The 12,368-nt window shown below is 70.6% G+C and carries 9 protein-coding genes; 2 read left to right on the top strand and 7 right to left on the bottom strand.

What is annotated here, in order from left to right:
- Window positions 1-193: 193 nt before the first annotated feature.
- The 3 genes from G4G93_RS01840 to G4G93_RS01830 form a co-directional block, all read right to left on the bottom strand.
- Window positions 194-1,105, bottom strand: coding sequence for a carbohydrate ABC transporter permease (locus G4G93_RS01840; RefSeq protein ID WP_246736471.1), 912 nt, complete (start codon window positions 1,103-1,105; stop codon window positions 194-196).
- Complete coding sequence (locus G4G93_RS01835) at window positions 1,102-1,971, bottom strand: carbohydrate ABC transporter permease (protein WP_165080703.1); 870 nt, start codon at window positions 1,969-1,971, stop codon at window positions 1,102-1,104. The genes G4G93_RS01840 and G4G93_RS01835 overlap by 4 nt, the downstream gene beginning before the upstream one ends.
- A 194-nt stretch (window positions 1,972-2,165) precedes the next feature.
- Complete coding sequence (locus G4G93_RS01830; protein ID WP_165080701.1) at window positions 2,166-3,545, bottom strand: ABC transporter substrate-binding protein; 1,380 nt, start codon at window positions 3,543-3,545, stop codon at window positions 2,166-2,168.
- A 314-nt stretch (window positions 3,546-3,859) separates the two neighbouring features.
- Here G4G93_RS01830 and G4G93_RS01825 point away from each other — a divergent pair, with 314 nt between their 5' ends.
- Window positions 3,860-4,948 carry a mandelate racemase/muconate lactonizing enzyme family protein gene (locus G4G93_RS01825; protein ID WP_165080699.1) on the top strand — a complete coding sequence of 363 codons (1,089 nt, stop codon included), beginning with the start codon at window positions 3,860-3,862 and terminating at the stop codon, window positions 4,946-4,948.
- Between the two features lie 43 nt (window positions 4,949-4,991).
- Here the strand turns inward: G4G93_RS01825 and G4G93_RS01820 are convergent, their stop codons facing one another.
- Window positions 4,992-6,260 (bottom strand): diguanylate cyclase domain-containing protein, encoded by a 1,269-nt coding sequence (locus G4G93_RS01820; RefSeq protein WP_312891626.1) that lies wholly within the window; start codon window positions 6,258-6,260, stop codon window positions 4,992-4,994.
- Window positions 6,261-6,599: 339 nt separating this feature from the next.
- A complete protein-coding gene (locus G4G93_RS01815) occupies window positions 6,600-9,011 on the bottom strand; it encodes a heavy metal translocating P-type ATPase (protein ID WP_165080687.1) in 2,412 nt (803 codons plus the stop codon).
- A 135-nt stretch (window positions 9,012-9,146) separates the two neighbouring features.
- On the opposite strand from G4G93_RS01815, the gene G4G93_RS01810 reads away from it, so the two are divergent.
- Window positions 9,147-9,785 carry a DUF1007 family protein gene (locus G4G93_RS01810; RefSeq protein ID WP_165080685.1) on the top strand — a complete coding sequence of 213 codons (639 nt, stop codon included), beginning with the start codon at window positions 9,147-9,149 and terminating at the stop codon, window positions 9,783-9,785.
- On the opposite strand, the gene G4G93_RS01805 is transcribed toward G4G93_RS01810, so the two are convergent.
- The gene (locus G4G93_RS01805) at window positions 9,752-11,191 is read right to left on the bottom strand and encodes an ATP-binding protein (RefSeq protein ID WP_165080683.1); all 1,440 of its coding nucleotides are present in this window, start codon (window positions 11,189-11,191) and stop codon (window positions 9,752-9,754) included. The genes G4G93_RS01810 and G4G93_RS01805 overlap by 34 nt on opposite strands.
- Window positions 11,163-12,236 (bottom strand): lysylphosphatidylglycerol synthase domain-containing protein, encoded by a 1,074-nt coding sequence (locus G4G93_RS01800; protein ID WP_206289421.1) that lies wholly within the window; start codon window positions 12,234-12,236, stop codon window positions 11,163-11,165. The genes G4G93_RS01805 and G4G93_RS01800 overlap by 29 nt, the downstream gene beginning before the upstream one ends.
- Between the last annotated feature and the right edge of the window lie 132 nt (window positions 12,237-12,368).

Below are 12,368 nucleotides of genomic sequence, written 5' to 3'. Positions count from 1 at the left end.
GACATAAATTTTACAGATGAGCCGCAAATTTTTTACATACGATAGACAAATTCGATGACGACGTGAACTTTCATATATAATAAATATTGTATTATCTTATATTTAAATAAGTCTACTCGTACAAACAGGAAATCGGCCACGAAACTATTGGTTCGTGGCCGAAGCTAATTTTCTAGTCCGCCCTTGTGAGCGATCAACTCTTCACAGCCCCGGCCGTCAACCCACCCACCATATACCGCTTGAACACATAATAAATCGCGGCCGGCGGCATGGCGTAGATCAACCCGGTGGTCATCAGCAGCTCCCACGGCGAGTCATCCGCCGCCAGGAAGCTGCCCAGAGCCACCGGCAGGGTCACGTCGGTGTCGCGGGAGAGGAGCAGGAAGGCGAACAGGTACTCGTTCCAGGCGAGCAGCAGCGCGTAGACGCCGATCGCGACCAGCGACGGGACCATCAGCGGCAGGTAGACGAAGCGGAAGAGTTGGGGCGGCGAGGCGCCGTCCATGATTGCGGCTTCGTCCAGTTCCACCGGCAGCTTGTCGGAGGCCTGCTTCAGCACCCAGATCGCGTAGGGGCTGGCGATCGTCACCATCGCCATGATCAGCGCCCATTTCGAGTTGAGCAGCCCGTAGGCGCCCATCGTCTTGTACATCGGCACGGCCAGGAACGCGGCCGGGATGAAGTAGGTGAACAGCGCCATGTTCATCACGGTCCGGCCGCCCTTCACTTTCAGGCGGCTGATCGCGAAGGCCGCCGCGGTGGCGATGAGCAGCGTCAGCACCCCGGTCGCGAAGGCGATGACCGCCGAGTTCCAGAATTGCTGCCAGAAGTTCGACAGGAAGTAGTGCTGCTGCCCGAACACGATCTTGAAGTTCTGAAGCGTCGGGTGGGCCGGGAACAGCGCCCCCGACATCGCGTCCTGCTTCGGCGAGATCGCGAACAGGACGAGGTGGTAGATCGGGATCACGGTCCAGAGCAGGACCGGGATGCCGATGAGGAGGAGCTTCGCCTCCGTCCCGGCGGCCTTGAGCCAGTTGGTCCGGGCGGCGGCGCGCTCCTCCGCCGAGGGCGTCGCCAGGGCGGGGCGGGCGGTGGTCGCGCTCATTTCGAGAGCCTCTTCATCAGCACGTAGACCAGCGGCAGCACGAAGGGCATCGCGCAGACCACCGCCGCCATCGAGGCGTCGACCTGATCGAGGCGCAGGTACCGGATGCCGAGCGTCGCCAGCACGTGGGTCAGGTCGGCGGGACCGCCGCCGGTGAGCAGGTAGACCGAGTTGAAGTCGCCCAGCGTCCAGATCATCGACAGGATGGTGCAGGTCACGTAGAGCGTCCGCATCGACGGCCAGGTGACGTGCAGGAACTTCTGCCACTTGGTGGCGCCGTCGACGGAGGCCGCCTCGTAGAGGTCGGCCGAGATGGCGAGCCGCCCGGCGAGCAGGATCAGCGTCCAGAACGGCAGCGACTTCCAGATATGGACGCCGATGGCGAGCGTCAGCGCCAGCGACGGGTCGTTGAGCCAGTTCGGGCCGTCATCGCCGGTGAGCCGGAAGATCAGCGAGTTCACCACGCCCCATTCGGGGTTCAGCATGAACCGCACCGACAGGATGGTCGGGATCGACGGCACCGCCCAGGGCAGGATGAACAGCACCGACAGCCAGCGGATCCAGCGCCGCTCGTTGGTGAAGAACCCCGACAGCAGGAGCGCGATCGCCATCTTCACGTTGATGCCGACGATCAGGAAGATCAGCGTGTTGACGACGGCGCGGGCGAAGATCGGATCTTCCGCCAGATGCACGTAGCTCGCGGGGCTGCGCGCCAGCCACAGGCCGTAGCCGATCGGGTAGATGACGAAGAACAGGAAGATGAGCAGGTAGGGCGCGATCAGGATCAGCCCCCAGGCCTGCCACGAGGTCAGGCGGAAGGGCTGGGCCGCGGCGACCGGCGCTGCCTCAGCGACCGTTGCGGACATGGTCGGTCTCCTCGATGAGGCCGGGATGGGGGGTACGTGAAAATCGAGAGCGGGCCCCGAGCGCGACGCGATCGGACCCCGCTCTGGATAGGGTTGGCGCTCTCCCCTCCCCACACCTTGCAGCGATACCGGGCAAGCCCGGGATCGCCTGGGGAGGGGAAGCGCGTTACCTTCGAACAATCAGACCTGTCGCCTTACTGCCCGGCAATCTGCTTGATGCGGGCCAGCATCTCGTCGGCGGCCTTCTCGACCGGGACCTTCTCGCTCACCACCCGGTTCATCGCCTTGGCGAACACGTTCTCGTTGTTGACCAGCGTGAACTTGTAGTTCTTCACGTAGTCGAACGGCTCGGTGCCGGACTTGAACTGGTTGTAGACCGCCTTGCGGTGCTTGTCGGCCTGCCAGAACGGGCTCTCGATCGAGTCCTTGGTGACCGGGAACCAGCGGCCGATCGCGCCCTCGACGTAGGGACGGAGGTTGTCCTCCTCCATGATGAACTTCACGAACTCCTTGGCCGCCGCCTTGTTCTTGGCGCCCGAGAACACCACGCCCTGCTTGACGTCGGCGCGGTAGGTCATCGGCTTGCCGTCCGGCCGGTTCGGGAAAGGCGCGGTGATGATCGTCTCCTCGTAGGCCTTCTTCGAGGCCTCGCGCTGCTCGGGCGTGTTGTTCGGGTTGACGCTGTCCTCGTACCACTTTGCGGCGATCGAGATGGTGAAGTTGTGCGTCATCACCGTGGTGCGGTTGTGGAAGGCGACGTTGTTGTCGGGGTCCTTCCAGGTCGTGGCCGAGGGCGGCACGCAGCCCTTGATGTAGGGGTCGGTGTAGTCCTTGAGTGCCTTGACGACGCCCTCGCGGGTCTTCGGATCGTCGACGGTCAGCTTGCCGTCGCTGTCGACCAGCTTGGCGTCGTAGGCGTCCATGAAGGCGTAGAAGGACTGGAAGCTGTCGGTCGATTCGACGCCCATCGGCGCGCCGATGCCGTAGGCGCGGGAGCCCGACGCCTTGCGGTAGGCCGGCTGGACCTTGTCGCACCAGAACGACCAGTAATCGGCCCACTTCTGCGGGATGTCGGCCTGCTTGAAGCCGGCCTTCTCCAGCATGTCGCCCCAGATCTCGGTGTGGAGCGTCTGGCGCTTGAGCGGGAAGCCGTAATAGGCCTTCTTGCCGGTCTGGCCGTTCATGAGCAGGACGTGCTCGACGGTCTGCGGCGCGAAGCGCGGCATCATCGGCTGGAGGATGTCGGTGAGGTCCTCGAGCTTGCCCTCGTAGGCCCACTTGCCGGCGGCCTGGTTGTTGTAGGTGTCGGAGTAGCCGACGTCGGGCGGCGAGCCGGAATCGAGCGCCGCCACGGTCTTGGGGATCATGTCCTGGATCGCGTATTGCGACAGCTCGACCTTGATCCCGGTCTTCTGCTCGAACTTCTTGATCGTCGCCCAGAGCGACTCGTCCTCGGACCGGTAGAAGCCCTTGCTGAACCAGACGGTGAGCGTCTTGTTGTCCTGCGCGACGGCCGGCAGCGCTGCCATTATCAGGGCGCCCAGCGACAACGCTCCCGCGATCACCCGCTTCATCGATCGAATCCTCCCAGGCGCCCCGTTGGTCGGGCGACTTTCCGGCATATCAGCACGGGATGGGGCGTGAGGCAATTCGGCCCAAGTCAACACAAAGTATGAGCGCGCAAAATCCTATTGCGCCCCATAGATTGGCCCGCCTTCATGATGTCGTGCTATTTCGGAATACTCACCTCAACAACACATCCGCCGACATGGCCGCCCATCACAGTCACGCCTTGACGATGCACCGAACCGACCATAGGCCATTCCGACAATAACGGACGAATCGGTCCGGGAGCGGCGAAAAAGAGCCGCCGACAGGGAGGAACGCCATGCCCCGCATCGTCGCGCTGGAGGCTGGTTACTATCGCGTGAAGCTGGCGGTCACCCTCAGCGACAGCATGCACGGCGACATGCCGGCCTTCGAGCTGAACACCGTGCGGTTGCGCGATGCGGACGGTGCGGAGGGCACCGGCTATACCTATACCTGCGGCCGCAACGGCGCCGCCATCGACGCGATCCTGCGGCGCGACATTCCCGAGCAGCTCGTCGGGCAGGAGGCCGACCGGATCGAGCACATCTGGCAGCGGCTCTGGTGGGGCCAGCATTACGGCGGCCGCGGCGGGCCGGCGGTGCTCGCCCAGTCGGCGATCGACATGGCGTTGTGGGACCTGAAGGCGAAGCGCCTCGGCCGGCCGCTCTGGACGCTGCTCGGCGGGCACGACGCCAAGGTGCCGGCCTATGCCGGCGGCATCGACCTCCACCTGCCGATCGACCAGCTGCTGCGCCAGACCGACGACAACCTCAGGAAGGGGTTCCGCGCCATCAAGATGAAGGTCGGCCGGGCGAAGCTCTCCGAGGACGTGGAGCGGGTGCGGGCGATGCGCGGGCATCTCGGCGACGGCGTCCCGCTGATGGTCGACGCCAACATGCGCTGGAGCGCCGACGAGGCGATCCGCGCCGCCCGCGCCCTGCAGCCCTTCGAGCCCTTCTGGCTGGAGGAGCCGGTCATCCCGGACGACGTCGCTGGCCAGGCCCGCGTGGTGCGCGAGGGCGGCCTGCCGATCGCCGCGGGCGAGAACCTGCGGAGCTTGTGGGACTTCAAGCAGCTGATCGCGGCCGGCGGGGTCACCTTCCCGGAGCCGGACGTGACGAATTGCGGGGGCGTGACCCCGTTCATGAAGATCGCCCACCTGGCGGAAGCCTTCAACCTGCCGGTCACGTCGCACGGCGCGCACGACGTCACGGTGCACCTGCTCGCGGCCGCGCCCAACCGCTCGTATCTCGAGGCGCACGGCTTCGGGCTCGATGCCTATATCGCCGAGCCGCTCGTGATCGAGGAGGGTTTCGCCGTCGCGCCCGACCGGCCGGGCCACGGCATCGCGTTCGACTGGAAGGGCCTGGACGCGATCCGGGCCTGAGGCGGCGTCCGCGCGGAGGGGCCGGGCCGAGGCCGGACCGCCCTCACGCCGCGGTCGCCGGCCGCGGCCCGCCTGGAGCCGCTCCCGCCGCCACCCGGAACCGCCCGCGTCCGTCCGCCTTCGCCGCGTAGAGCATCGCGTCCGCCGCCATGAACAGGTCGGCGGAGGGACGACCGTCGATGCGGACGATCCCGATCGAGGCGCCGATGCCGAAGACCCGGCCGGCCCAGGTCATCGGCCGGTTCAAGGCGGCGACGAGACGGGACGCCACGTCCTCGGCGACGCCGGGGGCGGTCGCGGCGAGCAGGATCGCGAACTCGTCGCCGCCGATCCGCGCCACGAGGTCGCCGTCGCGGCAGGACTGGCGCAGCCGGCTCGCGACCTCGACGAGGCAGGCATCGCCGGCGGCGTGCCCGAGCGTGTCGTTGACCGGCTTGAAGCCGTCGAGGTCCACCAGCAGCAGGGCACCGTAGGGACGACGCCCCGGCGGCGCCTGGTCCAGCGCGGCGAGTTGCGCCTCGAAGGTCGCCCGGTTGGCGAGCCCCGTCATGGTATCGAACTCGGCCAGGTAGCGGGTCCGGTCGGCGAGCAGCTTCTCCTCGGTGATGTCCTGCTTCATCCCGAAGATCCGGACCGGCACCGTCCCCTCGCACTCGACCTGGGCGGTGATGCGGATCCAGCGGCGGCGGCCGGCGACGGTGACGATCTCGGCATCGAGGGTGAAGCCGCCGCGCTCGGCGATGGCGCGGCTGCGGGCGGCAACGAGCGCCTCGAGGGAATCCGGCGCGTAGCAGGCGACGATCCGGCCCCGGTCGAGGGGCGTATCCGGCGGCAGGTCGAACATCGCGTAGACCTGATCGGTCCAGGTCAGGGTCTCGGCCGGCAGATCGCATTCCCAGACCCCGATCCGCGCCGCCGCCGAGGCGCGGTCGAAGATCTTGCGGCTGTGTGCCAGCGCCTTTCCCAAGCTCGCATTCGCCCCGGCGACCTGGACGAGGCACTCCGCCGCGGCGGCGAAATCGGCGAGGCGCCGGCGCTGGGCGGCGGTCAGGCGGCGGGGCTGGCGATCGACGAGGGCCAGGAGCCCCGATCCGGGACCGAGCGCGTGGGTCGCGACGAAGCGGCACCCCGGCGCGCCGGCAACGGCGGGATGGGCGCGCCACCGCGCGACGGCCCGGAGATCCGCGACGGCCCGGAGCCCGGGACCCGAAACGCTACGGCACAGATCGACGAGGTCGAGCGACACGTGCGCACCACTGACGATCGGCGGAGGCTGCCGTTCGTCGCGGCCGACCAGAAGGACGACATCCACCTCGAAGGCACCCCGGACGCGATCGAGGAACGCAGCGAGAGCCTCCGCTCCGACCACCGGGATCGAAGAACGATCGATTGTGTTTTGCAATCCAACGCTCGCGTACATTGCAGGAGGAAGTCAATCGCCGCCGACGCTCCCCCAACGTATCAAAGAGACTTTAAGACACCCTTGATGGCGCCGTCGTCACGGTCGAGTCGATGCGATCCGCGCGTCCGGCGCGATGCCGCCCGGGGACGCGACCGCCGGACGGAAGCCCAGGACGGCGGTTCAGGACGGCAGTTCAGGGCGGCGCCATCCCGGCCCCGCGGCACGAGCGGGGGACGACGCGCGCGACGGTCACGCCCGCCTGAGCCGCAGCGCGTTGCCCACCACGAACACGCTCGACAGGGCCATCGCGCCCGCCGCCAGCACCGGCGACAGGGACGGCCCGCCGACGACCCGCAGCACGCCCGCCGCCACCGGGATCAGCGCCACGTTGTAGGCGAAGGCCCAGAACAGGTTCTGGCGGATGTTGCGCATCACCGCTCGCGACAGCCGCAACGCCTCGGCGACGGCGGCAGGGTCGCCGGCCATCAGGACGACGTCGGCGCTCTCCACCGCCACGTCGGTGCCGGTGCCGATCGCCAGCCCGATCTCGGCCTCGGCGAGGGCCGGGGCGTCGTTGATGCCGTCGCCCACGAAGGCGACCGGGCCGTGCCGCTCCCGGAGGGCCCGGACGGCGTCGCGCTTGCCCGCGGGCAGCACCTCCGCGAGCACGGTCGCGATGCCGAGGCTGCGCGCGACGCCCTCGGCGGCGCGCCGGTCGTCGCCGGTGACGAGGGCGACCGCGAGGCCCTGGTCGGTCAGCGCCCGCACCGCCTCGGCGGCGCCGGGCTTGATCGGATCGGAGACGGCGAGAACCGCCGCCGGCACGCCGTCGAGGGCGACGAAGACCGGCGAGCGCCCCTGTCCGGCCAGGCGGTCGGCGTGCGGAGCGAGACCCGTCAGATCGAGGCCGGCGAGGTGGCGGGCGGCGCCGATGGCGATCTCCCGGCCGCCGGCCCGGCCGGTGACGCCGTGGCCCGGCACCGCCGTGACGTCGCCGACGAGCGGCAGGGTGAGCCCCTTCTCGGCCGCCGCCGCCACGACGGCACGGGCGATCGGGTGCTCGGAGCGGGATTCGAGGGCCGCCGCGGCGGCCAGCACCGTGTCGGGGTCGAAGCCGGGGGCCGGGATCAGGTCGGTGAGGCGCGGGCGGCCCTCGGTGAGGGTACCGGTCTTGTCGAAGGCGACGACGCGCACCTCCTCCAGGGCCTGGAGCGCCGACCCGCTGCGAAACAGCACGCCGCGTTCCGCCGCCCGGCCGGTGCCGACCATGATCGAGGTCGGGGTCGCCAATCCCATGGCGCACGGGCAGGCGATGATCAGCACCGCGACGGCGTGGACCAGGGCCTCGCCGAGGGCGGGCGCCGGGGCGAGGCCGAGCCAGGCGAGGAAGGTCAGAAGTGCCAGGGCCAGCACCGCCGGCACGAAGCGGGCGGTGACCCGGTCGGCGACGGCCTGGATCGGGAGCTTGGCGCCTTGCGCCGCCTCGACCATGCGGACGATCTGGGCGAGCGCCGTGTCGGCGCCGACCCGCTCGACCGCGATCTCAAGCGCGCCGGTGCCGTTGACGGTGCCGCCGGTCACGGGATCGCCCGGGCCCTTGGCCGCCGGCACCGGCTCGCCGGTCAGCATGCTCTCGTCGACGCGGGATCGGCCCTCGACCACCCGCCCGTCCGCCGGCAGGCGCTCGCCGGGGCGGACGCGGACGCGGTCGCCGACCTGGAGATCGGCCGCCGGTACCTCGGTCTCGGCGCCGTCCCGCAGGAGGAGCGCGGTCTTCGGGGCGAGGCCGACGAGGCGGGCGATCGCCGCCCCCGTCCGGCCCCGGGCCCGCGCCTCCAGGGTGCGGCCGAGCAGGATCAGGGTGACGATGAGAACCGACGCCTCGAAGTAGATATGCGCCGCGCCCGCCGGCAGCAGGGAGGGGACGAGGGTGGCGACCAGGGAGAACAGGTAGGCGGCGCCGGCGCCGAGCGCCACGAGCGCGTTCATGTCCGGATGGCCGCGGACCAGGCCGGGCAAGCCGCGGGCGAAGAAGCGCCGGCCGGGCCCGGCTAGGACCAGGGTGGCGAGCACGGCCTGGATGCCGGCGCTCCAGCCTTCGGGCAGGAGGCCGTGACCGACGAGATGGCTTCCCATGTCGAGCACGACGACGGGGAGCGAGAGCAGGGCGGCGAGGATGAGGTCGCGGGCCAGGGTGTCGGCCTCGCGGGGGGCCGCGGGGGAGTCGGCCGGGCGCGTCGCCGGACCGGGCTCGTAGCCCGCCTCGCGTATGGCCGCCTCGAGGGCGTCGCGCGGCACGAGGCCGGCGGGGTGGCGCACGGTGACCCGGCCGGTGGCGAGGTTGGCGCTCGCCTCGCGCACGCCGGGCACGGCCCTCAGCACCCGCTCGACGCGGCCGGTGCAGGAGGCGCAGGTCATGCCCTCGACGGCGAACTCGCTCAGCGCCTCCGGCACCGCGTAGCCGGCATCCTCCACCGCCGCGGCGAGCGCCGTCGGGTCGTTGTCGGGGGTGAGGTCGAGGGTGGCGCGGCCGGTGGCGAGGTTGACGGCGACGGCCTGCACGCCCGGCACCCGTTTCAGCACCCGCTCGACGCGGCCGGTGCAGGAGGCGCAGGTCATGCCCTCGACGGGCAGGGTGAGGCGGCGGGCGGGTGCGGTCATGGTGCGGTCTCCCATGACGGATGTGGGGTAGGTCGAGGCGGCGGGAAACGAGCCCGATCGACTGCGCCCCCTGCGTCACGAACATGGTTTCGCCGCGCTCGGGCGCCAGAGGGCGACGCGAAGCGGGAGCGGGCGATGATCGGGCGGGTTCTGGCGGCGGTGGCGATGCTGTGCGGCGGGGCGGGGGCGGCCCTGGCGCATCCCCACGTCTGGGTGCAGGCCCGGGCCGAGCTGGTGCTCGATGCCAGGCGCAACCTGACGGCGATCCGGGAATCCTGGACCTTCGATCCGGAATATTCCGCCTTCGCGGTGCTGAACCTCGATGCGAAGCGCGACGGCGTGCCGGACCCGGACAAGCTCGACGCGATGGCGGTCGAGCGCCTGGAGGCGATGGCCGAGACCGCGTATTTCACGACGGCTAAGCTCAACGGGCGTCCGCTCGCCCTCAAGGCCGGCCCCGCCCCGAAGGCGCGCTTTTCGCAGGGCCGCCTCACCCTCGACTTCACCCTGGTGCCGCAGGGACCGGCCGGGCCGGTGCGCAACCTGGTGCTGAGCTTCGACGACCCGGACTTCTACGTCGCCTTCGGGCTGCCGCCGGGGGAACCGGTGACGCTGTCGGGCAGCCCGGATTGCGTGCTGAAGCTCAACCGCCCGGCGCGGCAGGCCAAGGAGGGCGAGCAGCTGATCCCCGACGCGGAGGCCACGGGCACGCCGGGCGCGGCCGCGGCGGCCGCCGCCGACTATGTCGGGCGCCTGCTCGTCGCCTGTCCCTGATCCACGGCCTGCGTCTCCGCGGCCTGCCGCGGATCGCCGTGGGCGGGGAGGAGCGCGGGGATCAGGGCGCGGAAGGTCGCCCCCTCCCCCGGGGTGCTCTCGATCGTCAGCCGGCCGCGATGGCGGTTGAGGATGTGCTTGACGATGGCGAGCCCGAGCCCCGTGCCGCCCTGCTGGCGGCTCGATGCGGCGTCGACCCGGTAGAATCGCTCGGTCAGGCGCGGCAGGTGCTCGGGGGCGATGCCCGGTCCTGCGTCGCGCACCGCGATCGCGACCTGGGGCGGGCGGCCCTCCTCCGCCGGCAGGGCGCTCAAGGAGACGTCGACCCGGCCGCCGTCGCCGCCGTACTTCACGGCGTTCTCGACCAGGTTCTCGATCACCCGCAGGATCTCGTCGCGGTCGCCGAGGATGCGCAAGGAGCCCGGCTCGGCATCGAGGGTGATGGCGACGCCGCGCTCGCGGGCGATGACCCCGAGCGCGTCGACGATCTGGCGGGCGAGCGGCGCCACGTCGACGACGTGCGTCGGCGCCACGTGGGCGCGCAGCTCGATGCGAGAGAGCGACAGGAGGTCGTCGATCAGCCGCGTCATGCGCAGGGCCTGGACCCGCATGATGCCGAGGAAGCGCTCGCGCGCCTTCGCGTCGTCCCGGGCCGGGCCCTGCAGGGTCTCGATGAAGCCGAGCAGCGAGGCGAGCGGGGTGCGCAGCTCGTGGCTGGCATTGGCGACGAAATCGACCCGCATCGTCTCGAGGCGCTGGGCCGAGGTGAGGTCGCGCAGGAACAGCACCACGTTCGGGCCGCCCCGCCCGGCCTCGCCGCCCTGCATGGCGCCGATCTGCACCTCGAAGGTGCGCTCGGTCGGCACCCGGGGGGAATAGACCGTCTTGAGCGGCTCGCCGGTGCGCAGGACCGTCTCGATGCCGTCGAGCACGTCGGGGTCGCGCAGGGCGAAGGAGAGCGGGTGGCGCGGGCGCAGGGACGGCAGCAGGGCGCGGGCGGCGGCGTTGGTCTCGATCACCAGGGCGCGGCGATCGACCAGGATGACCGGGTCCGGGATGTTGGCGAGCAGAGCCTCGGCGAGGCCGTGGCGCCCGCGGCCCGGTTGCGCCTCGGAGCGCGGCACCGGCTCGCCCCGGCGCGGCGCCGCCGCGAGGCCGCCGGCCAGGAGAGCGAGGAGGCCGACGAGCCCGGTGCCGGGATCGAGCCCGTGCAGCCAGGCATCGCCGGCCAGGAAGGCCAGCACGGCGCCGAGCGCGCCGCGCCACGCCGCCCGTCGGGCGGCCGAGAGGGTGCCGGCGGCGCTGGGCAGGAACGGCGGCGGATCCGCCTCGACCGGGCGGTCCTGCCGCCGGTCGTCCTGCTGCCGGTCGTCGGGATCAGGGGCTTGCGTCGCTCTCGGCGGCATCGTCGTCCGGCGCTTCCCGCGGGGTGAGTCGCGCCCGCTTGGCGATCTCGTAGGCGCCGAGCGCCGCGAGCGCCACCACGAACGGCACCAGATAGTAGCAGACCCGGAACAGCAGCAGCGCGCCGAGCACCGATTCCCGCGGCAGGCCGGACAGGGCCAGGAGCACCGTCGCCTCGAACACCCCGAGCCCGCCCGGGGCGTGGCTGGCGATGCCGAGCATCGCGGCGAGCACGTAGATCGCCACGAAGGCCTCGAAGCTGACGCCGTGGCCGGCCGGCAGCAGCACGTAGAGCACGCCGGCCGCCGCGCAGACGTCGCCGGCGCCGACCAGCATCTGGCTCAAGCTCAGCTTCAGCCCCGGCAGTTCCAGCCGCCAGCCCCGCACCTTGACGCTGCGGCGCTTGACCGTGACCCAGGCGAGGTAGGCCAGCACCACCGCCAGCGTCGCGATCCCGAGGCCCTGGTTGAACAGGGCGCTGGTATAGGTGAGGTGCGAGAGCGGCTCGGCCTCGCGGATCAGGCTGATGCCGAGCACCGCCCCCATGCCGAGCCAGAACGTGAAGCCGGCGACGATGGTGAGCGCCGCGATGCGCCCGGGGCTGAGGCCCTGGGCCGAATAGATCCAGTAGCGCACCGTGCCGGCGGTCAGCAGCGGGAAGCCGAGGTTGAAGCTCACCGCGTAGCTGGTGAAGGAGGCGAGCGCGGTGGTGCTGTAGGGCACCTTCAGCTTGAGCTGGCGCAGGGCCAGGGCGTCGTAGCAGGTGAGGAACAGGTAGCTCACCACGACGAGCGCGACGGCGAGCCCGATCTGCTCCGGCGTCGCCGCCAGGAAGGCGGCGCGCAGTTCGGCCCAGGTGACGGTCGAGACGAGCTTGCCCAGCACCCCGAGGGAGATGACGAACAGCACCACGCTCGCCAGCGTGCCGAGCCAGGCGTAGCGGCGGCGGTGGCGGGCATGACTGGCCGCGGGCGCATGCGGGTCGCGCCCCGGATCCTGCCCGGCCGGATCCTCGTCGCGCGGCAGGTCGTCCCCCCGCACCGGCATCGCGCAGGGGTTTGGCCTGCGCGAGGTTCTTGTCCTGGCTGGCGAAATTCATCGCGTCGGCGTCCGACCCCGCTGGTCGCCGGCGCGAGCCCGCGGCCGTTCGCGGCCAGGCTCGCGCACAAAGGTGCCCGG

Source organism: Methylobacterium sp. DB0501 (assembly GCF_011043735.1).
In the GTDB taxonomy this organism is placed as follows: Bacteria; Pseudomonadota; Alphaproteobacteria; order Rhizobiales; family Beijerinckiaceae; genus Methylobacterium; species Methylobacterium alsaeris.
Note: the sequence above shows the minus strand (reverse complement) of the source record. Positions and strands in the feature narration are given on the sequence as shown.

Coding starts and splice junctions, on each gene's coding strand:
- G4G93_RS01835 (WP_165080703.1), bottom strand. CDS start 1,971: ATGTCCGCAACGGTCGCTGAGGCAGCGCCGGTCGCCGCGGCCCAGCCC.
- G4G93_RS01810 (WP_165080685.1), top strand. CDS start 9,147: ATGATCGGGCGGGTTCTGGCGGCGGTGGCGATGCTGTGCGGCGGGGCG.
- G4G93_RS01840 (WP_246736471.1), bottom strand. CDS start 1,105: ATGAGCGCGACCACCGCCCGCCCCGCCCTGGCGACGCCCTCGGCGGAG.
- G4G93_RS01830 (WP_165080701.1), bottom strand. CDS start 3,545: ATGAAGCGGGTGATCGCGGGAGCGTTGTCGCTGGGCGCCCTGATAATG.
- G4G93_RS01800 (WP_206289421.1), bottom strand. CDS start 12,236: ATGCCGGTGCGGGGGGACGACCTGCCGCGCGACGAGGATCCGGCCGGG.
- G4G93_RS01805 (WP_165080683.1), bottom strand. CDS start 11,191: ATGCCGCCGAGAGCGACGCAAGCCCCTGATCCCGACGACCGGCAGCAG.
- G4G93_RS01825 (WP_165080699.1), top strand. CDS start 3,860: ATGCCCCGCATCGTCGCGCTGGAGGCTGGTTACTATCGCGTGAAGCTG.
- G4G93_RS01815 (WP_165080687.1), bottom strand. CDS start 9,011: ATGACCGCACCCGCCCGCCGCCTCACCCTGCCCGTCGAGGGCATGACC.